The sequence below is a fragment of the Cohnella yongneupensis genome, from assembly GCF_042655785.1.
GTDB lineage: Bacteria > Bacillota > Bacilli > Paenibacillales > Paenibacillaceae > Cohnella > Cohnella yongneupensis.
The window spans coordinates 184092-210096 of the sequence record NZ_JBHSNC010000024.1; the positions used below are offsets into that span (position 1 = coordinate 184092).

Annotated in this window: 19 protein-coding genes and 2 pseudogenes; 2 read left to right on the top strand and 19 right to left on the bottom strand. The window is 50.3% G+C overall.

Features of this window, described 5'->3' with window-relative positions; all coding sequences use genetic code 11:
* Positions 1-6 precede the first annotated feature (6 nt).
* The 17 genes from ACFPQ4_RS08050 to ACFPQ4_RS08130 form a co-directional block, all read right to left on the bottom strand.
* The gene (locus ACFPQ4_RS08050) at positions 7-912 is read right to left on the bottom strand and encodes a carbohydrate ABC transporter permease (RefSeq protein ID WP_378111274.1); all 906 of its coding nucleotides are present in this window, start codon (positions 910-912) and stop codon (positions 7-9) included.
* On the bottom strand, positions 909-3554 hold the full coding sequence (locus ACFPQ4_RS08055; RefSeq protein ID WP_378111275.1) for a DUF5696 domain-containing protein: 2646 nt from the start codon (positions 3552-3554) through the stop codon (positions 909-911). The genes ACFPQ4_RS08050 and ACFPQ4_RS08055 overlap by 4 nt, the downstream gene beginning before the upstream one ends.
* A 17-nt stretch (positions 3555-3571) precedes the next feature.
* Entirely contained in the window at positions 3572-4192 is a 621-nt protein-coding gene (locus tag ACFPQ4_RS08060) for a Yip1 family protein (protein ID WP_378111276.1), read from the bottom strand.
* Positions 4182-5636, bottom strand: a complete 1455-nt coding sequence (locus ACFPQ4_RS08065; RefSeq protein ID WP_378111277.1) for a gluconolactonase — start codon at positions 5634-5636, stop codon at positions 4182-4184. Before ACFPQ4_RS08065 ends, ACFPQ4_RS08060 begins: the two co-directional genes overlap by 11 nt.
* Before the next feature lie 15 nt (positions 5637-5651).
* Entirely contained in the window at positions 5652-6521 is an 870-nt protein-coding gene (locus ACFPQ4_RS08070; RefSeq protein ID WP_378111395.1) for a carbohydrate ABC transporter permease, read from the bottom strand.
* Between the two features lie 11 nt (positions 6522-6532).
* On the bottom strand, positions 6533-7414 hold the full coding sequence (locus tag ACFPQ4_RS08075) for a carbohydrate ABC transporter permease (protein WP_378111396.1): 882 nt from the start codon (positions 7412-7414) through the stop codon (positions 6533-6535).
* A 95-nt stretch (positions 7415-7509) separates the two neighbouring features.
* Complete coding sequence (locus tag ACFPQ4_RS08080) at positions 7510-10431, bottom strand: extracellular solute-binding protein (protein WP_378111278.1); 2922 nt, start codon at positions 10429-10431, stop codon at positions 7510-7512.
* Between the two features lie 119 nt (positions 10432-10550).
* The gene (locus ACFPQ4_RS08085) at positions 10551-11945 is read right to left on the bottom strand and encodes an ABC transporter substrate-binding protein (RefSeq protein WP_378111279.1); all 1395 of its coding nucleotides are present in this window, start codon (positions 11943-11945) and stop codon (positions 10551-10553) included.
* 116 nt (positions 11946-12061) lie between these two features.
* On the bottom strand, positions 12062-12862 hold the full coding sequence (locus tag ACFPQ4_RS08090) for an SDR family NAD(P)-dependent oxidoreductase (RefSeq protein WP_378111280.1): 801 nt from the start codon (positions 12860-12862) through the stop codon (positions 12062-12064).
* Between the two features lie 20 nt (positions 12863-12882).
* Positions 12883-13719: an amidohydrolase family protein gene (locus tag ACFPQ4_RS08095; protein ID WP_378111281.1), complete on the bottom strand. Its 837-nt coding sequence runs from the start codon at positions 13717-13719 to the stop codon at positions 12883-12885.
* A 35-nt stretch (positions 13720-13754) separates the two neighbouring features.
* Positions 13755-14885 (bottom strand): mandelate racemase/muconate lactonizing enzyme family protein, encoded by a 1131-nt coding sequence (locus ACFPQ4_RS08100; RefSeq protein WP_378111282.1) that lies wholly within the window; start codon positions 14883-14885, stop codon positions 13755-13757.
* Entirely contained in the window at positions 14882-17203 is a 2322-nt protein-coding gene (locus ACFPQ4_RS08105; RefSeq protein WP_378111283.1) for a glycoside hydrolase family 95 protein, read from the bottom strand. Before ACFPQ4_RS08105 ends, ACFPQ4_RS08100 begins: the two co-directional genes overlap by 4 nt.
* A 990-nt stretch (positions 17204-18193) precedes the next feature.
* Positions 18194-19033, bottom strand: coding sequence for a recombinase family protein (locus tag ACFPQ4_RS08110; protein ID WP_378111284.1), 840 nt, complete (start codon positions 19031-19033; stop codon positions 18194-18196).
* Positions 18994-19578 (bottom strand): recombinase family protein, encoded by a 585-nt coding sequence (locus tag ACFPQ4_RS08115; RefSeq protein WP_378111285.1) that lies wholly within the window; start codon positions 19576-19578, stop codon positions 18994-18996. Before ACFPQ4_RS08115 ends, ACFPQ4_RS08110 begins: the two co-directional genes overlap by 40 nt.
* A complete protein-coding gene (locus ACFPQ4_RS08120) occupies positions 19557-19730 on the bottom strand; it encodes a hypothetical protein (RefSeq protein ID WP_378111286.1) in 174 nt (57 codons plus the stop codon). Before ACFPQ4_RS08120 ends, ACFPQ4_RS08115 begins: the two co-directional genes overlap by 22 nt.
* Positions 19731-19884: 154 nt before the next feature.
* A complete protein-coding gene (locus ACFPQ4_RS08125; protein WP_378111287.1) occupies positions 19885-21063 on the bottom strand; it encodes a DUF5050 domain-containing protein in 1179 nt (392 codons plus the stop codon).
* Positions 21064-21269: 206 nt separating this feature from the next.
* On the bottom strand, positions 21270-23156 hold the full coding sequence (locus tag ACFPQ4_RS08130; RefSeq protein ID WP_378111288.1) for an MFS transporter: 1887 nt from the start codon (positions 23154-23156) through the stop codon (positions 21270-21272).
* A 361-nt stretch (positions 23157-23517) separates the two neighbouring features.
* On the opposite strand from ACFPQ4_RS08130, the pseudogene ACFPQ4_RS08135 reads away from it, so the two are divergent.
* Positions 23518-24022: pseudogene (locus tag ACFPQ4_RS08135) on the top strand (DUF444 family protein); the annotation flags it as partial.
* 68 nt (positions 24023-24090) lie between these two features.
* Positions 24091-24249: a hypothetical protein gene (locus ACFPQ4_RS08140; RefSeq protein ID WP_378111289.1), complete on the top strand. Its 159-nt coding sequence runs from the start codon at positions 24091-24093 to the stop codon at positions 24247-24249.
* A gap of 19 nt (positions 24250-24268) precedes the next feature.
* Here ACFPQ4_RS08140 and ACFPQ4_RS08145 read toward each other — a convergent pair.
* Together ACFPQ4_RS08145 and ACFPQ4_RS08150 are read right to left on the bottom strand one after the other, a co-directional pair.
* A pseudogene (locus ACFPQ4_RS08145) lies at positions 24269-25050 on the bottom strand (aldo/keto reductase).
* 101 nt (positions 25051-25151) lie between these two features.
* Positions 25152-25994, bottom strand: a complete 843-nt coding sequence (locus tag ACFPQ4_RS08150; RefSeq protein ID WP_378111290.1) for an AraC family transcriptional regulator — start codon at positions 25992-25994, stop codon at positions 25152-25154.
* Positions 25995-26005: the final 11 nt, after the last annotated feature.

Below are 26005 nucleotides of genomic sequence, written 5' to 3' on the forward strand. Positions count from 1 at the left end.
TATCGCTTAGTCGTGGTAGAATACTTTCCTAGAAATGAGCAGCGTGAAAATCCACAGGAAGATAGAGATGACGACGAAATAGATCCAGGCCATCGATGCGCTGAGCCCGAACTGGAACGACTTGAAGGCTGTATCCCGAATTTGTTTTGTCGTCGGGCTGGTGAGCAAGCTATCGATGATGGAATAAATAACATTCGTCAAAATCAGCGGGCTGATCATCGGAAACGTAATTTTCCAGAACGACTCGTAGTTTGTCGCGCCTTCAATTTTGGAGGCTTCATACAGAGAGCCGGAAATGGACTGCAAGCCTGCTAGAAAGATTAGAATTTGCACGCCGGAGTCGGTAATGATCTGATAGATCCGCTCGACCGCCCCGAGAAAGTATTCAACGATTTGATGGTTAACACCCGAACGCGTCAGCAGCTTGGCAAAATCCAGATTGTTGAACAAGGAGGATTCGCCGCTCGACTGCTGGGTCGCATTACCGATTATCGCCTGTGCGTAATCGCCGGCTTCGACGGCGGCGATTACGCCGGAGGCCAGAATGACCGGCAGGAAGAAGATCGCTCTGGACAGCGCTCTTCCTTTGAATTTCTGATTTAGCAGCACCGCCGCGAACAAGCTAAAGATAACGATCAGCGGCACGTTAATGACCATGTTAACCATCGACTCGGTCAAGTTACGCACATAAAGCTCATCTTGAAATAAGGCAATTTTAAAGTTCGACCACCCTGCCGGTTCAACGGAAAATCCAGTATCGTTCACCTTCAGCGTACTGAAGCTGTAGCGCAGCGAGTTGATCATCGGCACAAAAAACAGGAACAGAAATCCGACAAACCAAGGGAGAATAAACCATATGCCTCTATACTTTTTCTTCTGATGCAGCGTCAGCCTGATTTTGGATAACTTCAATTGCGCTCGCCTCCAGTAAGGTATCCCATCGATTCAACAGGGATCCCCCCCACGTTGACCGCGTAATCGTTATAGTTGACGACTACTGTTGTTCCATCTTCATAGGTGGTTTGATATACGCCCGTCTCCAGCATTTGATGATCCTTAATGACTTGGGTTCGCACATTGCTCAGCACCGCGTTCACCTCGTCATAAGCGATCTTTGCCTCGTCCATCCAATTCTGGTACTGGGCCGAATACAGGTAGTCGAACTCCGTTTCCTTAACAGATGACGATTTAGCATAAAACCATGTAAAGTTCAGGTTGGCCCCTGTCTCCAGCGCCTTCAGCACGTGATAGCGCACCGTTTGCTCATCAGAGAGGTTGACCGCCGACCCGGCATAATCGATATACCCGTGCAGTACCATCTCATAGAAAGGCACGCTCCGATCGGTAATGTTGTAACCGCTGTTCTCAAGCGGGGCGTTGACGACGCTGTCGACGTAAGGCAGCGTATAAGCATTGCCGCCAGAAACCATCACGTGCGGATAGGAATCCAACTTCGCTAGTTGTTTCTCTACCGTCCGCTTCGCCTCTTCCCTGTTCATGAATTGCCGTTCATTGTAGTCTGAGTTCAGCTCCTCGCCTAAATCGCGCAAGGACAACCCGCTCTGTCCGAGCTTGCCGTATTTGTCAATGAATTTATCCATCACATCAGGCAGCTTCGCCGGCGACAGCACATAGGATGGTATCTTCCACCGTTCCATGAAATATCCGCCCAGATTGTACGGGTAGATGACCGGCTTTTTGTCGAGCATATTCCGAGAAGCATCCTTCTTCGCACTAAAGCTCCCTCCATCCTGCAGCACTCTCAGGAAAGAGACATCCGGATACAGCTCGATACCCCTGCCGTCTGCATACTCCTGCAGCTCTGCTAATCCGCTCTTGCCGCCCAGCTTGCTGTCGACCGACACGGAAGTCGGGATTTCGTGCTTCACACCGCCATTGAACCACCCTGTATAGCGCACCTTGATATTGTTGATGCCGCCTGCCTGCAACTGCCCGAGAATTTCCTGTGCCTGACCGAAGGTGGTCAGCGCCTTATAGGAGGTGTATGGAATGCCCAGGAAGAACTTCTTTATCGGAATTCCTCCGATCAGTTCCACATTGAACGGGATTTGCTCCCCCTGCTCCAGCTTGGCAAGCCCTTGCTCCTTAATCAGATACGAGCGGTAATAGGAAGCCATGCCGCTGTAGTTCGCATCCTCGCCTTGCAGAAATCCGTAACGAACCGTAATATCCCCAAGATAGGGTTTCTCTTGAAATTTCGGAACGGTTCGAGTCGTCCAATTGGCCGACAGCTCATAGGGCTGCCAACCGGTGATTTCATAACTGCTGTACACATAATTGTATGAATTGGTCCGGCCGCTCACATCGGCCTCAATGCGTCCGATCCCGTCCCCGTTTTCAATAATGGCTACGAATGCAGCCGCATCCTTCTTCATGCCGAACACAGGCAAGCGGGTTGGTGATCCGCTCAGCACCTGCAAATCATCCAAGCGGGTCGCATCGATGCCGTACAACGTCTCATTGTAAGGATAGGCTTTGAGCTTGCCGTTATTGAGGTTAATGATTGACCCGGAACCGTCCGGGACGAACATATAGCCTTGCTGTTTCGTTCCCGCTGCTCCGAAATAGGGCAGGACAGTGATCGATTGCAAAATAAAGTCATTGCCTTCCATGTTCTCGGTCGACACATTCACAAGGAACTGATCACCTTCCAAACGGTAGGTGACCGGAATCACGAACTGCGCCCGGGTCGCCTCGCCATCTCCATAAGCCTCTCGGTCGACGTTCATTTCCTCCTCGCCGTACCCAGCCTCCTCAAGCGTGGCGAGTGTCCTGACCAAGGCCATGCCGGTCAAAGCTTTGTCGCGCCGCTCATAGGCCTTTTTCTCCGGATTGAGCGTAAAGCGCGTCAAGAGATCCTTCTTGCGTGTTTCATCCTGGATTTTATCCAGAATCAGCGATTGAAACCGTTCCTCGCCAATGGTTGGAGGAATTTGTTCCAACCCGCTCAGCTTCTCGCCGACCGTATAGATGATCCGAATGCCATCGTCAAGCTTCTCATATTTAAATTGCTCGTACTTGACGCTCTGATCGAAGTTGTTATATTGATGCGGCTTGCCCGTCTCCGTCTTGTCCGAGTAGTTAAGCAGCAATTGACTGGACAGCATCGACTTGTTTATGCCGGATGCCCTGCTGTCCTCCTCTCGATCCTGCGGATTCGAGAACCAGACGGTCCCGTCCTTCTTGTTTTTGACCGCGATCTCGGTCGTCTGCGGGTTGTAATAGAGTGCCAATGCTTCGTTCTCGGCCGCCAGTTCCATCGACTTCCCGATAATAGTACCCTGCTCTTCCACTCCGGCCGAGGATTTTGCCGCACCGGACCGGGCGGCTTCGCCATCGGATGCCGCTCCTGCCTGCTCCGCCGCGCCTGCCGATGTAGCAGACTCCGCCGCTTGGGCCGCTTCGACTGATAGCGTATCCCCGGAATCGGGCGCAGCCGCCACATTTCCTGCATTGCTTCCCGCGCCGCTCGCTGCGGCCAGCATACTGAATATGACCGCCGCAGCGACTGCCGCTCCCCACTTGCTTTTCACGCCTGCCAACCTCCTTCCTAGGTACGGTATGAAATCTCGTTATAGATTGAAAGTATGAAGCCGACCATTTCCTGAAGCAGGCTGAAGATCAGCAGTATAAGGAATATGATGATTCCCATGACGCATAACGTAAGCATCATCGTAAATAGGGTCTTGAGGACGGTATACTGATGCACGATCATCGTGCCGATAAACAGCAGCCAGACGAACCATAACGTAGAGAACGAATCTATCATGTAATAGACGGCCGATTCCCGCAAAGTAATGACATTGCTGATGAGTATATTGCCGAACCGCATCAGCACAAGCGGCAGTATTGCATAGCCTGTCGTAATGACAATCTCCTTGAACTTCCCTTCCCCGTCCATCAAGGTTGTCAGGGACCAGTTCGCTATACACCATAGAAAGAAGGGCAATACAATATCTTGCAGCTCATTAATACTATTTAAGTCCAAGGGAAAGTTGAAATTAACGACAAACCCAGCGTACTGCCGCAGCAAAATAGTCGCAGTTGTCAGCAACAGTAGCATACATAGCGCAACGCGCAACTTGCCTTTGTTCTCATACTTCAAGTCCCAGAACCCTTGAAATGGGTGAAGCAGCACATAAAATGGGGTTTTGGTCATCTCACGTAACATTTGCCTTCACCTGCCTTCTCGTCCGTCTTCTAAAGATGCTAAAGCACCACAATCCCACGCCGAAGACGATAACGAATGTCATCGCTGCCCCGAAGTATTTGCGCACCATCTCTTTGCGGTATTTGCCGAAAGCCTTGGAATAGTACTCCCTGTCGTAACCGAGCTTCAAATATTCCATCGCCTGCTTATACTCTCCCTGACGAAGCAGCACTTTGCCGATGCCGACATAAGCGATCTCATTATTGGCGTTGAGACGGAGCAGTTCTCTCCACTTGCCCTCCGCTTCGTCGTACTTGCCGGAGACCAGTAGATCATTCGCTTCATTGACCAACGTGCCGTAGCGGGTCGGTTTAAATAGGGTAATCCGGTTCATATCTTTATCCAGCACTAGGAACTGATCGCCTCTGCGCTCTACTGCGACAGGCGTTCTGAACGTCCCCTCCTGCTCACCCATTCGACCGAAAATATACATCAGATAGCCATCCTGATCATAGGTGAACACACGGCCTCTTCTTGAATCGAGCGCGCTGTATATGCCGTTGTCCCCTACCTTGACATCGATCAGCAGCGATCTTTGGCTTATATTTCCTGAATAGACATCCCCCACCGGATCTAAATAGCCTTTGCGCCGCAGCACATCCTCTCCGCTCGGGTTCAGTCGCTTAATGGGATCGTTGGAGGTGAGGTCACCCGTCGTCGTATAGATGAACCCTTCACTGTCCACGTCCAGGTTGTTGAATTCGAGCGGGATATACTGGGCCAGCTTGCTTCGCTGCTCTTTGGTCGACAGCTGTTTCCAGAAGTAGTCCCACGGATCGAATTTCACCCGGTTCGTTCCCATAAAGCCGGTGAAGGCTCCATCGGCATCCAGCTCAATAATGCCATCGAAGATGCCTCTGCCGACAACAAAGATCCGGCCCGCGTTGTCTACCGCGACCTTGATAGGGTAATACTGAAAGCCTGCGCCGATGACCTCCGATTGGGGAGCTCCGATCTCGCGGACAAATGCTCCTTCGCCCGTCAGCTCCACCACCCGGTGGTTTTCCGTATCTGCGACATAAATATGATTGTCCTTCGTCACGAAGATGCCTTGCGGGCTGGCGAACTGCTCCCGCTTGCCCTCTCGGACAAATCCCCGGATTTCCCGCACTGCCTTCCACTTTTCATCGAAGACGACAATTCGTCCATTGCCCGCGTCGAGCACATAGAGCAAGCCGTCCGCTGCGACATACATGTCCGTCGGCTCCTTGAGCTGGCCTATCTCTTGCCCGCTGCCGTCAACCGTCCCCGCCGGGATATAAGCATTGGGAGTGGGAATCGTATCCCACCAATAGGAGTATGTGTACCCCTCGTAAGGAGCGGCTTCGGCTTGAAGCGGCGAAGCGAATAAGCTTACTGCCGCAAGCACAAGCGATGCTTTACAAATTGACTGAATAAGCTTCAATGCTATCCCTCCGCCCTATTCCTTCATTCCGGAAGATGCCATCGTCTGAATGATTTGGCTCTGGGTGATGATGAACAACACCATCGGAACGATCATCAAGAGCAGGGCAACTGCTGCCGCCACACCTGCACGGGCAATTCCGCCAAGAATAATTTGCCCCATTGCATAGTGCATCGTCTTGAGCTCTTCACTATAGATATAGCTGCCTCCGTCTGTAGACCACAACAACTGGAACAACAAAATAATGAGCGTAAACCACGCCGGCTTGACAAGCGGCATGACGATCGTCCAGAAAACGCGGTACTCGCTAGCCCCGTCGATTTTGGCCGATTCGATCAATGCCATCGGAATTTGCTCAATAAACTGCTTCATCAGATAAAGCCCGAGCGGGAACGCAAACGCCGGAATAATGACGGCCCAGTACGTGTCAATCCAGCCCAGCCAGGACATCGTCATGTAGTTCGGAATCGCTGTCACCTGGGGGGAGAACATGAGCGACAGAACTACGATTGAGAACAAGGTCTTGGACCCGAGAAAGTTGTACTTCGCCAACGGGTAGGCAGCTGCCGAGGCGAGCAAGACATGCCCTACGGTTCCTGCCAGTGTAATAAATACCGTATTGAAAATGTACCGCGAAAAAGGAACCCACGATTTAGCCATCAGATGGAACAGATCGGGAAAATTATTGAATGTCGGGTTCCGGAAAAATAATGTGGGTGGAAACTGGAACAGCTCATCGAGCGGCTTGAACGCATTGTTAACCACATAGACAATTGGAAGCACCATAAAGACTCCAAATAGGCCCAGCACCATCAGCAGCAGCAAGTCTACCTGCCACGAACGATTGATCCTTTTTTCCCCACCCATTCTGAATTTAAGAGCCATTCTCACAGGACCTATTCACCTACCTTCATGAGCAGCTTCTGAATAATTAAGTTGGAGGCAAGCATAATGAGGAACAGCACGGTTGCAATCGCAGATGCATAGCCCATCTCAAAGCGGAGCGTACCGTAATCGATCAGGTGCGTAACGACCGTATGCGCCGAATACTGCACACTCGGGAAGCCGGCCAAATTCATCGCTACGTCCGCTACCGCTAACGATGCCGTAATTTGAATGACTGCCCCAAACATCAGCTGCGGCCGCATGGACGGCAGCGTGATGTACCACAGCTCCTGCCAGCGGTTGCGGATGCCATCCACCGCCCCAGCCTCGAACAACGTCTTGTCCACCGTCTGCAAACCGGCGATAAAAGCCAGGAAGCTAGTCCCCAAGCTAAGCCACAGCTGCACAATAATAATGATCGTGAGCGTGTATTTCGGATTTTGCAACCAAAGCACCGGTTCATTGATAAACCCGTATTTCATCAGGAAGCCGTTCACAATGCCGTAAGAATCTCCGGAGAACATAATTTGCCAGATGAAATAGATGTTCCCGGAAATCGATGGTGCATAAAATACGAGCGTCAAAATGGCCCGAACTTTCGGGCGCAGCTCATTGATTAACCAGGCGAACACAAAGCAGGCAATGTAGCTGATCGGGCCAGTAATGACGGCAAAAATAAAAGTGTTTTTCAGTGCAATGAGAAAGACGTCATCATCAAGTATCAACTTGGCATAATTGTTCCAGCCTGCCCAGCGCGGAGGCTCCAGCATATTGAAATACGTAAAACTGATGAGCATTGACATCACAACCGGAAGCACTGTGAAGATAAAGAACAGCACCATATACGGCGCAACCAGCACATAGAGATGCTTGTCGTTTTTCAGTCGGGTCATAGTAGACTGGAGCTTACCGGACTTGGCGCTAATGCCTCTCTGATGCGAAGGCTCGTTGACTGTTACCGGTAATGCATCGGAATGCTGCAATATGCTCACCTCTGGCTTTGCTTCAGATTTATTTCTTGTTGTTTGAACTGGAGCTCACGATTGATCTCTTCTACGTAATCGTACAAAGCATCTCTCGTATTCGTCTTGTTGTTGGTTACTTCCCTGAAGGCATTGTCGAGGCTGCGTCCGGTATAGTAGCCGCCCGGCACTTCCGGTATCCCCTTCACCCAGTCCCATTGCTGCTTCAGGTTCTGTAGATCTTCGGTCGGCCAAGGCAGTTCCTCCAGCGCTTCGATGTTCGCGGTCGGATAACGGGCAGAAGCACCCAACACCGCTTCCATCTCCCTTCCAAAGCGAACCTGCGTTTCATTACTCGTCCACCACTTCATAAACTCCCATGCTGCATCCTTATCCTTGGCCTGTTTCATCATAATAACGGCCGTTCCATTGCTGGAGACATCGCGCCTAATCGTGCCGTCAGACTGCATAAGCCCCGGAACAGGGACAAACCCCCACAGCCCTCTTATTTCAGGCGCCGAAACGGACAACGTATTATAGAAAGTATAATCAGTAATCGCCATCGGAATTTCGCCTGTTCTAAAGCGGGTTGGCAAATCAATCACGAGCGGGATTTTATAGTTGTTAAAAAAATCGGTCCATTTCTTGAAGGCCTGCATGGAAGCTTCCGAATCCAAAGCGCTCGATTCTCCGCCACTCTTATAAAATTCTCCACCCTGCTGGTAAAGCATCATTGCGAATGCCTTGCTTGGTTCAAGTACGGAGACGCCCGTTGTTGCCGGGACTGGCAGAGCAAAATCCATTTGTTTCTTCTTCAGAACCGGAATATCTTTATAAATATCTTCCCATGTTTGCGGAACTTCGAGCCCAAGTTCTTCTAGGATATCCTTGCGGTAAAACAGCATCGGGAACACTTGCGTCTCCGGCAATCCGTAGACAGCACCCTGGAACTTGTAAGGCGTAATCGCGCTATCGTGAAACCGTCCAGCCACTTGCTCGTAATCGCTGAATTGTGTCAAATCGACAATCGCATCACGCATCCCGTAATTGACCGGAATGTCATTGGTGATTTGCATGGCAATATCAGGCCCTTGCCCTGATAATGTAGCAGGCAAGAGCACATTCGGATTGACCAGCTTCAAATTGACGCTAATTCCCGTCTGCTCTGTAAATGTATCGTCAGTCATCGCTTTCAACACCTGTGCCTGATCACGTCCGGCGGTACCGACCCACACCGTAACGACCCGCTCATTCTCGCTCGTATTCCCAATGCTGTCATAGTCTGTGAAGAAAGAACTGAACAAGGTGGATACTTCGTGCTTTACTTTGCTGGCAAAGGACGCTGCGGCTTTCGGCATCGTCTGCTCAGGGGAAGCGAGAACGATGTAGTCGATTTCCAAAGGCTGCTCTCTAACCTGTGAAATCCAGGTTCCCAAGCCGCCGACATTGGCTTTAAAAGATTGCAAACGAGTCTGCACCGTCTCAGGGTGTTTGGCCAAATCATCTAATTGGTAGGCCAATTTGGTCAGAATCGAAACCTTATCGCTTTTCTCGCCCGTAATCTCGAGCAGCTGATTGGATACATTAGACATAATTTCGCTTTGCTTTTGCAATACTTCGGTCATCTCAGGAATTTTCTGAACCAGATTGTAGTCCCGGAACGGATCCGGAACGTTGCCGGTAATCATAAGAATTTTACGGTAAATGGCATTGAGCTCCAGAACGCTAGCTTGCACCTGAACGATGAGCGGTGCGACCGAACCGAGGCTGGCCTCCAGTCTCAACTCATGACTCCCTGCCGTTAGATAGAACAGATACGGCTCTTGCTCGTTGCCTAGCGTAATCATCTTCCAATCGCTCGAGTAGTTGAAAGGGATCTCCCGCATTTCCTGAAACGGAATTTCATTATCGATGTACAAGGTTCTTGTCGAGTACATCCCGCGCAATATTTCCTGTCTGCTCTTTAAACTCAGTTTGTAAAGTCCATCTGCAGGCACATCAATCCGCCACGTTATCGTATCACCCTGAAAACGCCAGTTATTTCCGCCTATCGTATTGAGGCGAATCTGCGAAATCGACTTCGGCTCGGTGCTCGGGCTGGAACGGTCCGTGGTTGGATACAGTATAGGCGAAGATTTGTAGATCGCGCTCTCGCCCTGCACCTTGATCAGCTGGCCATCCGCCTCTTGAAGACCCTGCTCCTGATAGCGCTGCTTGATCTCTTCGTAACTGGGCGGCTCATCGATCTGGCTGATTTCGATCGTGTCGATAATGACCGGCTCCTTCACGGAAACCAGCGTAATCGTATGCTTGCCAGTAGACAGATAAAAAGCATAAGGCTCCTCGTGATAGCCCTGTGCATCCCGGAAAGGCAGCTCCTGCCAGCCGAAAGTCTCGACTTGGCGGGGACGGACATCATTTCCCTGGTTATCCTGCTGAATCTGCGACTTCTCGTTCGTCCAGATGCGCGGAAAAACGAAGCTTCTTGCACTAGCGAACGGGAGAGCGCCGTCGATGAGCAGTTGCCTTTCCACGGATGACGATTTGCCTTCTATCGTGTAATATCGAAGCGTCATGTTGTACAGCCCGTCTTCGGGAACCGTTACCTCCCACGAGATCGAGCCCGTGTCATAGGTCTCTACGAAATTTCCCTGACTGTCTCCTGCCGCGCTTAATTTCTTCGGTTCCGCGCCGTCGAACTGGCTGTAATCGCTGCCGTGAATAACCATTTTATGGTCCGGCCTGCGCGCGTCCTGATGCTGTTGCAAATAACTGTCATAGCTATCTGCCTGAAAAGCTTCCATACCTTCCAATCGGCCTGTCTTGTTCTCCCCTGCCGCATGAACCTGTCGCCCGCTGTTATTTCCTCCCCAATCGGGAATCACAATCGTACACAGGATGGCCAATGCGATGGCCAATGCGACGGCGACGCGCAACCTTTTAGGCATATTCAATGCAATCCCCTGCCTACTGAAGTATTTATTGTCTTGGCATGTTGTACAACTCAGGGAGTAGAATGCCCAGGCACAGATGGCCCGGTCATTCTACTCCCTTGTCTCACCGGTTACTAGTTGCCTTGCAATGCTTTATCTATACTAGCCTGTATCACTGGGAGCGCTTGCGCCACGCCTGCTGCTGGAGTTACTTTTCCATCTACGATATCTTTGAGCAACGGCCTCATCAATTCATCGACACCCAACCCGCTATAACGCGCAAACTTCATAATCTTATACGTATTCAGCGCTTCGTTGACAGAATCTTCATCGCTAAACCAGGACTCGGCGATAACGCGATTGTCCTCTTCAATGGTATCGAAGAATTGCAGGTCTTCCCAAATTTTGTAGACCATCTTCGGATCTTTAACTCCCCGAGGAATAACGTTCACATGCATTTGTGGTTGACCCATAACGTAATCGGTAGCTTTTGGCCCCATCGGCCAAGGAACGAAACCGTACCCATCTGCCATTTTATCTAGGAAACGTGGCGGTACTTCAAACAACTGTACCGGGTAGAACCCAACTTTTCCTTCTACGAAATATCTCGCAGGATCTTCCCAGTCGTTGCCTTCATCGCGTTTGAACACTTTGTATTCATTGTACAGCTTGTTCTCAAACTCAAGAGCTTCTATGGCTTCAGGAGAATCGACAGCAGCCTTCTGTGTTGCCTCGTCGTAAAGGACACCGCCGTTAGAATAAATCAAAGGATAACCTACGGAATGGGGAGCACCGGTAAGCCCCCACTGGTCAATCTCGCCGTTGCCGCTCTTGCTAATGGTTAGCTTCTTGAGCACTTCAACGAAGGTATCCCAATTCCACTCGCCTTTTTTAATGTATTCCTCAGGCGTTGGAAGACCGGCATCTGCGAGCATCCGCTTGTTATAGAGCAAGCCGGTATTATCGAAGAGTGGCGGGGCAGTCAGGAAGCCATAAGTTTTACCAGTTCCGTAGCTGCCAGCCTCGATAATCTGGTCGGAGAGCTTGGTCTCTTCCTTGACATTCATAAAATCATCCAGCGCTGTGAGGTATCCGCCCTTAATCATAGTCAGAGGAAGATTCGCTGGTAAGTACACGACATCTGCGAATGGTTCGCCGGCCATAACGGAGGTGGTGAACTTCTCAGCATAAGTCCCCCAATCCTGATTGACGTACGTAATTTTGACGTTATATTTCTTCTCAACTTCAGCCACTCGCTCTAGAATTTTTTGACCTTCAGGCGTATCAGCTTTTGGTCCTTCCCCCCAAGAGGCTAAACGGATTTCCCGCCCGCCCAGGTCGTAGGTTTCTTCTGCTGGTGCTGATGCTGATGCTGAAGGTGATTCAGTCGCAGCAGAAGCTGTAGGCTGACTTGTGCTTCCACTATCGGAAGGTTGGGAAGTTTCATTGTTGCCACCGCCGCAAGCAGCTAAAGAAAATAGCAGTGCGATAATCAAAGCGGTAAATGAAAGCGATTTCATTTTGACCATTTAATATACACCCCTCGATTGATTTTTTAACTTCTTGATTAAAATTGCTGCAACACTAATTACAACATTTCAAAATATACCTTCTACCAATGAATCACCTCCTTAATGGACTGCGTTCATGGACGGCTCTGCTGCCATTCCGGTTTCGGACCGAAGCCATACCCCAAGGAGGCCCCGCCATCCACGTCGATAACCTGCCCCGTAATGAACGACGAGGCTGTGCCAGCCAAGAACAAGACAACGTTCGCGATTTCGTCCGCCGTTGCCGTCCTTCCCAGCATGTGAACCAAATCCATCGATTTTCTGAGCTCTTCGGGATTCTCATGCCGGTTGAACCACTCCTCCAGGAGAGGGGTAGAGACACCGGCAGGACAAATCGCATTAATCCGAATTCCTTCCATCGCGCAATCGATCGCGAGCGATCTGGTGAACGCGATAATGCCTCCTTTAGTAGCCGGATAGAAAGGATTGTTTTTCTGACCGATTTCAGCAGACAAAGAAGCCATGTTGACGATTCTGCCTTTCGTTTTCCTTAGTTCAGGCATTGCGTATTTCGTGCAAAAGATCACGCCTTTCAAGTTGACGTCGCACAACCGATCCCATTCTTCCTCCGTACCTTCTTCCAGGCTTTTCGGCATCAGAATGGCGGCGTTGTTGAATAGAACGTCAATCTTCCCGTACGTATCTACAGCAAACGCGATCAGCTTCCGGATGTCCGCCATATTGGAGACGTCAGTTCGGAGCTCGCAGGCTTCGCCTCCGGCTTGGCGAATTTGACGGGCCACCCTTGCCGTAGCTTCCTCATTGATATCGGCAATGATGACATGGGCGCCTTCCGAGGCGAATCGCTTGGCGCTCGTTTCCCCGATTCCGCTGCCGGCTCCCGTTATTACGACGACCTCTCCCTTGAAATTCATGGCTCGCCTCCCCCTCCGTACTATTGATCGAGTTTGTAAAATTTCTTAGCATTGCTTCCGAAGATGGTGGACAGCTCTCCGTAGGTCAGATCAGTCGGCAGCGCGGCACGCAGCGCTGCCAGAACATCACCATAGCTGCCGCCCAGCAGGCAATATGGCCAATCGCTGCCGAACATGACGGCATTGGTCCCGAACACGTACACAGCATGCCGGACGTAGGGTTCGATGTCCTCGGAGGTCCAGTGCTCCAAATCCGCTTGAGTGATCAAGGAAGAGAGCTTGCACATGACGTTGTCGTACCTCGAAATCTGTTCCATCCAATCCTGCCATGGCTGCAAAACCCGCTCCTTGATCGGCGGCTTCGCCGCATGGTCGATCACGGCCCGCAGGGCGGGATACCGTTCCAGAAGGACTGCTATATGGGGGAGATGGCGCGGATGCACCAGCAGATCGAGTGGGAAGTCGAACTCCAGCAAGCATTCGACGTTGCGGAGCACCTCGGGCCGCAAAATCCACGCATCGTCGTCCATATCCTGGAGCATGGGGCGAATACCGACGAATTTACGATGAGCACGCAAGCGGTGGAACTGTTCCGGAAAGTCGTCTGCCGCCATGTCCAGCCATCCGACGACGCCTGCCACGTAATCGGTTGCCTCGGCCAGCCGCAGCAGAAATTCGGTTTCTTCCACTGTCGGTGCCGCCTGGACGAGAATGGTTTTCGTGACGTGATGTGCATCCAGGATTGGAGCCAAGTCTTCGGGTAAATAATCCCGGTAGAGGATTTTCAAATCCGGCGTCATCCAGGGATAATCTCCCCGCGAGGCGATCCAGAAATGTTGATGCGCGTCGATAATCATCCATATCCCTCCATATACGAACGAAATTGCATTTCTTATTTCTTGCTCCTTACGTCCATCTGCCGAATCGCTTCCGGGGTCACCAGGTATTTACCGATTTCCGCGCGATTCAGCCGAATGCCGTGTCCGGGCTCTTCGCTCGGACGGCAATAGCCATCCTTCACCAGTACTGGAACCTCAAGCAATCCCAACTCGGTTAATGATCCGCCTTTCACATTTTCCAAAATGTATCCATTAGAAACGCCGCAAAGCAAATGAACGGACAATTCCATCAGAAAGTGCGGGGCCACCGGCTTGTGCCATGCGTCCGCCAGGTGCGCGATTTTCAGCCACTCCGTGATGCCGCCTACCCGGGCCACGTCGGCTTGTACGAAATCCACCGCCCCTTGCTTCAGATACGCCAGAAATTGATATTTGGAATACAGGCTTTCGCCAACCGCGATCGGCGTTGTCATGCCGGCCTTTAGCCTCGCATGTCCTTCGATATCGTTGTTGTCGATCGGCTCTTCGATCCATCCAAGGCCAAGCCGGTCCAATTTTGCCATACTCGAGACAGCCTGATGAGCGGACCATTTCTGGTTCGAGTCGGCTAACACCGTGATACCAGGTCCGAGGACTTCCTTGACTCTCGAAATCCGTTCGATGTCCTCTGCGACGTCGTCCTTACCGATTTTCATCTTCACGTAGGAATAACCCTGATCTTTGTGTTCCTGCATAAACGCCAGCAATGTTGGTAGATCCATCTCGAAATCGATCCCGCTCGCATACGCGACGATCTGTTCGCGTGCTCCGCCCAACAACTTATAGAGCGGCTGCTGATAAAATTTTCCGAGGAGATCCCATATCCCTACGTCCACTGCCGCGAGAGCCAACGAGGGGATGCCGTCGCCGCATCGATGCAACTGGCCGCTCAGATCCTGCCAGATTTCCTCGTACCGGATCGGATCCTTTCCGATTAGAGAACTAATGACGTAGTCGTCGATTAGCGCTTTGACCGCGGTGCCTCCAACGCCAACTGTATAACTGATCCCGATGCCTTCTAGTCCGGTGTCCGTCCGGATTCTGAGCTCGATGAACTCGATGCCCGACACGACATGCGTCGAGTCGATCCATGTCATGCTTGGCGGCACACGATAGAGAAACGATTCTACATGAATGATTTTCATTGGTTCGTCACTTCCTGGATCCGAAGCTCGCCATCGATTTTGTAAACACGTCCCGCTTCATAATTGAAAGGCAACGTACGGTCGCCGTACCGCAATAGCTTCCGTCCAGATGCGAATGCCTGTACGGTTGCCTCGACTATGCGGCCTTCTGCCCAAACGACGTCGACTTCCATGGCTCCTCTTGCCCTCAAGCCCGCGAATTGGCCGGAAGCCCATTTCGAGGGAAGTGCGGGCAGTAAATGAAGCTCTCCCGCATGGCTTTGAAGAAGCATTTCCGCGATGGCAGCAGTACCACCGTAATTGCCGTCCGCGATGTAGGTTTGCAGTTCGGCTCCGGCGATTCCTGGCTTCGAATAGGTGAGAAGATTCGTATAGCAAAGTTCGCCGATCAAGTGCGAGATTTGCTCATAAGAACTTTCGCCATCGTGCAGTCTGGCGTAGCATCCCGCGAATGCGGCTACCGTGAATTCGATATCCTCGTGATAGTCGCTAGACTTGCGCAATTCCAACGTTTTCTTTGCGGCATCGCTTAAGGCTGGCGTATATTGGGGCGTAATCCGGGAAGCCGGATACAGACTGTGCAAATGGGACAAGTGCCGATGTTGCGGTTGCGCTTCTTCATAATCCTCCAACCATTCCTGCAGTTCTCCCCTGCTGCCGATCTGAAGCGGCGGTAACAACTCTATGGCTTGCTTGAGCCTGATTTGCAGCTCCTCGTCCGTTTGGAGCTTCTGTGCCGCACTCAGGCAGAATTCGAACAAATCACTTATGAGCACTTGATCCAATGTCGATCCCATGGTCAAGGCACGAGGGTGCCTCGTCCCGTCGTCCGCGTAAAAGCTGTTTTCTGGAGAGTTCGACGGACCGGAGACAAGCCAGCCATATTTCGGATGGATTGCCATGTAATCCAAGAAGAAGAGAGCCGATTCCTTCAATACTGGATAAGCCGTCTCCTTCAGAAACGTGTCATCCAGCGTAAACTCGTAATGTTCTTGAAGCTGACCGGCAATCCATAGACCTCCGGTTACATTAAGGCCCCAGGATGTCTGCCACGCCGGCGCCGAGAACTCCCATGCGTTGGAGACGGTATGCGCGACCCAGCCCTCGCAGCCGTAAAAGTCTTTCGCCGCCGATCTCCCCCCCTCCGCCAACCGCTCGATGTAACGCATCAATGGAAGGTGGCACTCCGACATATTGCCGATCTCGATCGGATAATAGTTCATCTCGGTATTGATATCTAGGTGATAGTCGCAAGTCCAGCCCATCCGGCAAGCGATGTTATCGTTCCAAATTCCTTGCAAATTCAGAGGCAGAGGAGAATCTTCTCTTGCGCCGCAGAGCGTTAAATAGCGGCCGAACTGGAAAAACAGCGCGTACAGCTGCGGATCGTCGTCGATGCCTTCCGCCAGCCGCTTGATTCGTTCGTCAGTTGGCAGTACAGCGGAGTCGGTTAAGCCGAAATCTATGTTAACGCGATGGTACAGTTTTCGATAATCGGAAATGTGATCCGCTTTGAGCACTATATATCCTTTGGCTTCTGCTTCATCTAGTCGCCTCATGCTTTCATTAAGCCAACTGTCTCCCTCTACATCGTAATCCGTTTGGACCGCGAAATAGATGACAGCCTCCCTTGCTCCCGTAACGACAAGGCGGCCGTTCTCACCCGATACTTGCCCGCCTTGGGTCCGTATGCGGACTTGTCCCTGGCACCGTACGCCGCATTCGCCGTCGCTATGGACGCTTTCCAAGGCCTGGCCTTGGAAAGCCAAAACGTCAAACCGCTCGTTCCAGCTCTCAAATCGGTCCGTTCCGCCCGTCAGATGCAGGGAGAACGATACGCCGTCCGACAGCGTGCTCCAAATTCGGCAAGCGATGAGTCCGTCTTCATGCGAGGCGAACATTTCTCGGTACAGCTTGGCTCCATTGACATGATGTGAAGTGGTTAGGACGGCATTGTCGATGTTTAATTCCCGAACGACATCTTTTTCTTCGTGCCCGAAATGTAGTTGTACATCACACATGGGCAAATTCGTGCCGAAGTTTCCTTTGGTTGGCTGCAGAATCTCACTCGCCATCCGTTCCCCGGCTTCATAATCCCCGTCGAAAAAATGCTGACGAAGTTTGGCAATATCCCCTTTTCCTGAGGAACGGCTTTCGACGGTTTCCCGCTTACCCGACCAATATGTCAACTCTGTAATATTCCAAGTCTCTTGCTCGGCGCCGCCGTAGACCATCGCGGCCAGTCTGCCGTTTCCGATCGGAAGACCTTCAGACCAATTTTTCGCAGCTTGAGCGTACATAAGTTTCATTTCGTTCATATCCAACATCCCTTCGTGATCGATCATGGCTTCGACGGAAATCAAAATATTAGCAAGCAAGAATTCGTTCCACGTGCCCAGAAAAAGCAATATCGCCTGGTTGTAAACGGTAACAATTTCTAATTATAGATACCGTTTAACGATATAAACACTTACGAATCGAGACAGATCGGAAAAAAATGAGACAGTTTCGCTGCCCAACCAAAATTTTCAGCATCGTGGTCCCCACCCTTGAACGAGAAAAACCACCCTTAACGGATGGCCGCAATATTTGGTACAGCTATACTCCTTTTTCTCCGATGACTAGACTCCGATGCTGCCTCCCATCTTGTCCAGCCGGATCGGTTGTTCGAGCAGGTCCGCATAACTGCAACATTGTCCGACAGACCTGCTCGTACAATTTGCTTGCGGCCGCTAATAGCGACCGCGCTTCGCCGCGAATATCCGGTCCCGGGAAAGCTACTCCAGATAACGGCAGGCATCCGGCGAGGACGGTGAGGACGGAAGCAGGTACACCTGTCCGCCTGATCAGAACAACCGCAAACAGCCGCGGACTTTCGGGACTTCTTCACAGGCTCTCATACGTGTACCGATGCATGCCCGGCGGGTGGCTTCGACCGAGCAGCACCCTTTCCGAATCGTCGTACCGTAGCACTTCGAGTAGTGCCACGGACTGGAGCGCATATGGACGCAAAAAACGGTTCCTCGAGCACGATGTGCCCCGGGTTGCCTTCGTGCGGCGACTGGAGAGATAACGGTCCACTTCCATGCGAAAACGCTCCTCGTTCAGTTTCGAACGGGAACGGGAAATCAGGTTTAGACGTTGCTTCGCGAAATGCCGAGCGGCGACGGATGGACGTCCTGTATCGAGTGCTTCTCTATATCCGGGTAGATCTACGAATCTGATTAATTATGTACATGCCAATGGGCAAAAGTTCGGGGTCTATTGGGGTCCTTGAATATCACCGGTAGCATATAACGCTGATTTTCCTATTTTTGGTGCACCCGGCGATTTTCAATTTTTCTAGTTAATTGTTCGCTTTCCACGCTCGCTACTTGAATTTGCTGCTTTTTCGCTAACATCTCTTGCGTATAAACCTCTTCCGTAAAGAGCTCCCTTTGCTGAAAAAGCGCGACTTGGTCCTTAGTTAGTTTTTGGATTTTACTCTTTAAGGTTTTCAACTCTTCTTCAAGACGACCAAGCTCTTTCTCTATAGCGATCCGAATCGTGAAAGTTTCAGAAGGAATGTTCAGCAGTTTTATTCGAATTAACGAAAGGACAGCCTCTTCGATCTCATCTGCGTTCACATTCGCTTGGTCACAGCTATTCCTTCCGTATTTGTGGTAGGTCTTACAAATGTAATATCGATACTCCTTCCCTTTATAAGACCGCTTCTGGCAGACCATACCCTCCTTGCACTTCCCACAAAACAATATACCGGTTAAAGGATGATACGCACGTCTAGGTGCCCGTTTGTGTCCCCTTGCAAGTAAGATCTGCTGCGCTTTATAAAAAACGGCATGATCAATAAGCGGTTCATGTGCATTTTCAACCACGTTCCACTCTTCCTTGGCTGTCTTCAACTGGATTTTTCGCTTAGTCATCTTGCCATCGTCTTCATATTCGCGCTGAAGCATGTTACGTCGCTTGCCGTGAACCACATTTCCAATGTAGGCCGGGTTCCTTAATACTTGATTGACGGTCTCGCGGCACCACAAAGATCCGTTCTTTGAACGATAGCCCTGATTATTCAGATTGTCCGCAATCTTGAAAGTGCCTAAACCTTCATTTACATACAGCTCAAAAATCGTCTTGGGGATATGCTCCAATCCGGATCGACCTCAAGTTTTTTGGTAACCGGACTAACAACATATCCAATCGGAGGTTCGCCTCTCCACTGGCCGCGCCTTGCTTTTTGCTTACGCGCGCTGCTCACGCGGGATGATATCTTCTTGCTCTCCTGCTCTGACAGCACGGACAAAATATCAAAAGTGATGTTGTCCTTATTCAAGGAATCGTAATTATCATTAATCGCGACGACCCGAACGCCGTACTGTTCAAACATGCCGATAATCGCCGGGTTTTCTTGCTTGTCTCTGCCTACACGACTGACTTCTTTGAACACAAGCAGCTTGAATTTATGATCGCGCGCATCTTTAATCGCTTGCTTCATTTCTGCGCGATTAAACACGCTCGTGTAGTACCCCGAAACGGCCTCGTCACGATAGATAAGAAGATCCTCAGAGTCGTATTGAGGACCTAAACGGCTAATATATTCTTGGGACTGACTGACTTGATTCTCGATTGAATCGCCATGTTTGTCAGTACTTACTCTTGCATAAACCGCACACTTTATTTTCTCGGAAGAAGACAAGAATCCCGCCTCCCTCCATGATCGTTATCTTGCGAGCGAATGAAGATCTCAATCTCGATTCCGTAGGTTCTGAGCGCGTATTCCTTTACCTTCTCCGCCAGCCACTCCTCGATCGGAGTATCGCCTTCCCGTTCCGTAAAGGTAAACTTCATCGCTTCTCCCCACCATACGCTCCGATACCTCAACGTATGTGGGCGACGACTTGTCACATTCGCTTATTACGCCACGCCCAAATCGATTCGTGCAATCGGCAAAAAAAAAAAAAACAGGGAGCAACATTGGCACCCTGTTTTGCGTTCTTATTATTTATCGATTGAGCAGCTTCTTCTCCGAACCATCGAGTTTCATTCTGTAGTCCCCGTCAGGAGATCCGTTTTTATATTTTACGAATTTCATATAATCACCGTAAATCCCCAACGGCACGGTCGGGTAATCCGTAAGTTTCTTCTTTCCGCTTCCGTCGATGCGCATCCTTGACATTGACCCGGTATCTAAATCCCCTTGCAGAAAATACGCCCAGCCGTTATGCACCATCATGATATCGCCGCGGCCATCCCCGAGCTTGCGAAGATTAGTCCCGTTTACTCCGACACGATACATGTCGCCTATGGACGTGGTTCTGCCTTGTTTATATGTCGTATTAAAATAAACGATGTCCGAATCGATGATGATACTTTCCTGCGCAACGGTTTTGGAAGCAATTTTTTGCTTGCTTTTCCCGTCTAAAGTAGAGCGGTAAAGATAAAAGTTATCTGATGAATTCGCATAATAAATGTAGCCATTCTTTATCGCTAATGGTCCGTTGGCGGTGAGGTAATAAGCCGTGAACTTGATTTCGTTATAGCGCTGAGGCACTGCACCGAGATTAAGCTTCTCATAACCGTCGATGATTTTTTCGACTTGTCCGCCTTTAGTCGAAACGCGGTAAAGATCGTTTAATGGCGCGCCTTTTGCGCTTCTCTTGCCAAAGCCTTCAATGTACACCCAGTCATCTTGTATGGCGACCACTCCGCCGTTAATAAGCGGCTTTTCGTCATTCAGCGCTGCCAGTTTCGTCTCTTGAGTCCCATCCTTTTTTATTCGATAGAGGGAGTACTCCGAATCCGAATCCATAGAACCGGACCATCGATAATAATAAACCCGTTCGCCGACGATATTGGATATGGCTGTCAACTTATCCTTCGTTAGTTGATCGAAAAAGCTGCCTTCCTCGAACATCTCGAAAATACCTTGATTACGATCTAAGTAAAAAAGCAGATTTACTTTCTGCTTGCCCGTGCCGTCCGTATGCATTCGATATAGACTGGTCTGATCTTCGAAGCTAGGCAAATAATAAATCCAACCGTCTTTTATCGTGATGGGCATCCAAAGCTCCGTCATCAGTTTGGACAACTTAGTCGATGCGCTATCAGCTGCAAATAAAGGTTGTGGGAGTAAGAGCACGGATACTATTAACAAAAGAATAAGCCGAATTCGTCTTTTCAAGTTATTTTCCTCCGCAAACTGGTATTCATTTCATCTTAACATAAAGTTAATACCCTCATCAGCCGTTTAGTTAATTACGACACACCCATATCGATGGTTGTTGCATAATTAATTAAACCGAAAGAGTGCTCACAAATGATCGGGTTAATGAGAAAGGCTCTTCCGAGGATCGGAAGAGCCTTTTTGCGCTCGTTGCTGCGGTGCCGTTATTGCGGCGGGAAAGGATTGTTCATCTCGACGGGTACAGACGCGATCGGGCGCGCTTGAGGCGGGCGCAGGCGATAGGCAAGGAGCACACCGACGGCGACGATGACGGCGGATAAGAGAGCGGTATCGTTCAAACCGCCGACGATAATTTGCGTTATTCCTTCGTCTTCAACGTCCCTTTTAATACGGTAATTCATGAATTGGCCTATCAAAGTAGTAGATATCGTAACAAGGAGAATCGTGAATCCCGTAAACAAGGAGGCGGCGCGATTGACGCGATCGTCAGGCGTTCGTTCAAGGACATACGAATAAAGCGGTGTCATACAAAGACCCATTCCGGCGCCGATGAGGAATAAAGTTATGAAAAGCATCGTTTTCGTCGATTCCTCGTCTGCTTGCGAGAATAACACTAATGCGACAGCTCCAAGGCTCAGGCCGAAAAGCGCCAATCGGCGAATGCCGATTCGGTCGTACAGACTTCCACCGACGAACATGAACAATGCGGAGCCCAATGCAAGCACCAACATATAAGCCGACGTGCGCAGCGGTGTGTATTTGTTGATGATTTGCAGGAAGATCGGAATTAGAAATGTCGCAGCGAATAGGGCGATTTGGGCGAATGCTACCAGCAAGACGCCGAGCCGATAATTCCCGGAACCGAATAAGCGTATGCCAAGAGCAGGCTCTTTTTGGCGCAACTCAGCGTAAACGAGCAGGAATAAGGAAGCAGCTCCGGCGAGCGATCCGACTACGAAACGCATGGAAGTCCATCCGTCCGTTATTCCCGCATAGAGGCCGTAGACAAACGCGGCGAGCGCGACGGAAGCCAACAGGATTGTCGGGAGCTCGAGGATTCGGCCGCTTTGCCGTTTGAAAGAAGGTACGGTGAAAAGCGATGCAAGGAGCAGGATAACTCCGGCGATGCCTTCATAGGCATACATGCGTTGCCAGCTTACATGCTCGATAATCAAACTCGACACGTAGCCGCCGGCGGGGCTAGCTATCAGTAACGGCAAACCGAGCAGAGCGAGAGCGGCGCCTTTATGACCTTGGGGAGCCATTCGATACATGGTTGCAATTCCCACGGGCAGCAGCAAACCGGCTCCGATCGCTTGCAGGACGCGAGCTCCGATAAACAAATCCAAAGAGTTCGATAAAGCAGCAATTCCGGCTCCGATTGATAACAAACCGAGGGCCGATCCGATCACGGACTTTGCGCCGAATTTGTCCGCTAGCCATCCGGCGAGCGGAATAACGGCGATTTGGGCGATTGCGTAGTAATGAAATATCAAGTTGAGACGTTCTAATCCGCCAAAATCGTAAATGATCATGGGCAGAACCGAGTTCATGGCCGCGTTGTTCATGGCGGCGAGCAACAGTCCAAGAGCAACGATAACGAAGGGTGTGGTGATAAAAGCTATCGATCCGGATTTGCGAATTTCGGAAGCTCCGGTTCGAAAATCTGAATTCATTGCGATTAAGCTCGCGATAAGTGCCGCCGCAATCACAATTCCCCGCAGCGTGATCAACGAGTAGGTTTCTTCCGGAGCGATATACGATACCCAGTCCACCAGGTCGCTATTTCCGAGCTTGATAAGGAAGTAGATATCGAAACCGGCAACGAACATTGCGAAAACCGCGCTTAGCTTGTTCTTCGTAGCTACAGCGAGCGCTCCGGCCAAGAGGGACGCGATTCCGGAAGCGAGCATCAAATCGTGGAGATTAGACATCGATTTCGAGTGTTCGTCCGAAATAAAAGAGAAAGCTTTCGACGTGATGTCGAGAGCGTCCAATAATTGCGTTCCCGGTGCATCCCCAATCCAAGTCATGAAGAAGCTGGCTGCGTAAAGAAGCAATACGATGCCGCTAAAAAGTGTAAGCTTCATCCCGGCGGAGTACTCAATCTTCGGTTGCGAAGGCGCAATGGGTTGGACGGGCGCTACAGGTGTGATAGGCCGAGGCGCAGTGGCCTCGTTGACGGGAGATGTATCGGTTCTTTTTCTCGGCGTACCGCATGTCGCGCAAAAATTCTCTTCTTCAGCGAAAGCTGCTCCGCATTTAACGCAAAACATAGGATAAACCTCCCAATTGAATCGGTTCTCGGTACCTATTATTACAAGATTTCTCCTAATAGGAAAGTAAAAAAATGTATTTAGTCGCAAAATGCGGAAAGCTGTAGTATTCTGCTTATCTTGCCGGGGAGAATAGGGAGTCTGGTAATCATTAATTCATTTAGTTAATTACGCCACACCCAAATCGATGGGCAGCTTCGAAAAATATTGCGCCCGCTCGTTCTTCTTCTGGATGAGCCGCTTCCTGCGCAAGCAATACGAGAAAGTCGAGATCGTGTTTATCGCGCACCATACCGAGGCGAAGGAAGTGACGGAAGAGGAGTTCTTCACCCGCGGCGAAAGCGGCGGCACGATCTGCTCCTCCGCTTACGTGAAAGGCGCTCGAAATTATCGATAGCCGCTATCCGCCCTCTCAATACAACATCTATCCGTTCCACTTCTCCGACGGCGACAACCTCACGAGCGACAACGAGCGGTGCGTCCGGCTCATTCAGGAAATGCTGAAACGCTCGAATATTTTCGGCTACGGGGAAGTGAATCAATACAATCGCTCGAGTACGCTTATGTCCGCTTACAAGCATCTCGAGCATCAGCAGTTCCTGTACTATGTGATTAAGGAAAAAGCCGAGATCTACTCTGCTCTGAAGACGTTCTTCAAGAAGCGGGAAGCGGCGGTGTAGTATAAATGCGAAAAAAGCGATCGTCTCCTGGAGGGGACGGTCGCTTTCCGAATAGGGAGGCGATAAGGATGACTTTGGCGAAAATCATGCGCTGCATGACGGTCGGCTTCGTGCTCGCGATTCTTGCGATCGGCTTGCTGCCGTTTCTGCTTGCCAACGTTTACCCGATCCATTTTTCCGACGGCGACAATTTGACTTCGGATAACAAAAGTTTTCCTCTTGTTTGAACCTATTTCCATTTGCCTGTCATCTTAAAGGCGCAAAATCTTTGACCCTTGCTAGTACCTCATCGATCCGCAACAAGATATCCGCAGAAAGCTGAACATCTACTGCCTTGACGTTTTCTTCGATTTGATGAGGTTTGGTCGCGCCGATTAACGCGGAGCTTACCCCTCTCTGGCGTAATACCCAAGCCAAGGCAAGCTGCGACATGGATAGTCCGATTTCCTTAGCGACTCGTTCAAGATCTTGAACTGCCAGGAGTACTTCCTCGCGAAAATAACTTTTAATGACCCCGTTAATCGACTCGTTGGCACCTCTGCTGTCCGATGGAAACGGCTGTCCAGGTTTGTATTTGCCTGTCAGCACTCCTTGCGCCAACGGAGAAAATACGATTTGGCCGATGCCCTCGCGTTCGCAAAACGGCAGCACTTCTTTCTCGATATACTTCTCGAACATATTGTAAATTGGTTGGTTGGATATAATTGGATTCAGGTTTAATCTACGCGAGACCCCGATGGCTTCGGCAATTTGCGCGGCGCTCCACTCGCTTACCGAAGCGTATAAAATTTTCCCTTGTCGGATCAAATCATCTATTGCACGGAGCGTTTCCTCCACCGGCGACTCCATGTCGAAACGGTGGCAAAAATAAATATCGATATAGTCTACGCCTAATCGCTTCAAACTCGCTTCGCACTGCTCCACGATGTGTTTACGGGAAAGTCCGCGGCCGTCCCGTAGGTTAGCCAGCTTCCTAGACCGATTACGCTCACCTTGATTCCGCTGTTTCCAATACGCCTATATTTCAAATTTATCCCCCTCGCTTCCAGTCATCTTTAACTCCTAATCAGCGTAGAGGAAGGTTGAATTTAATTCAATAATTTATTCGGTCAATTAATGACCTATCGTGCTATTTATAAAACAACAGCCTATTCGCGTAAGCGTTACGGTATTCGCTCGCTGTCAGACCGGTGCTTTTCTTAAAGCTATGCATGAACTGATTGCTATCCGCATATCCCAATTGCTCTGAAATTTCCTTAATACTCGCATTCGTATCGACAAGCAAAGACTTTGAGGCATCTATTTTCTCTTGGATCAAGTATTGTTTAAGAGAAATTCCCGCAACCTTCGAGAACAAGACGGACAAGTGCTTGGCGTTATAGCCAAAATGCTCGGCGATTTGGGTCACCTTCATATTTTCCTGTCGATTCCATTTCACATAATCGACGATATCGTTGTACAACTGCTGCTTAAGCTTCTTCCTCGATTGATTCTGAACGGCATGCAGTTGGTTATACAATTCGCATAAAATACCGGTCGTTAAATAGTTGTTCAGCGTCTGTTCCCTATAGCTACGGACCGAATCCTGGAGCTGTTTCATCATGACGACCAGCTTGTCCGGACTCCGGAGCGAGCCTTTATGCGGAATCGATAATACTCCGGGTGTATATCCTGTATCCTGTTCCACGGTCTCGTAGCCGTCTTGAACGGCAAAATGAAGCCAATAGAAGCTGCAGTCCGATTCCCTGTATCCGAATTGTACCGAGCCCGGCGGCATCAAAAGGAACTCGCCATTGTTCAAGATGAATTGTTCTTTGTCCGTTGCGATATACAAAACGCCGCGCGTTTGAACGAAGAGCTCGAATTCGAGCAACACGCGGTGCAAATGTCTCCATTCTGGCGAGGGAGCGACGAATTTGCCGGTCATCACAAGCGATACCGGCTTATCGACGCGGAAAGTATAGTAAGTCAAACTCGCACATC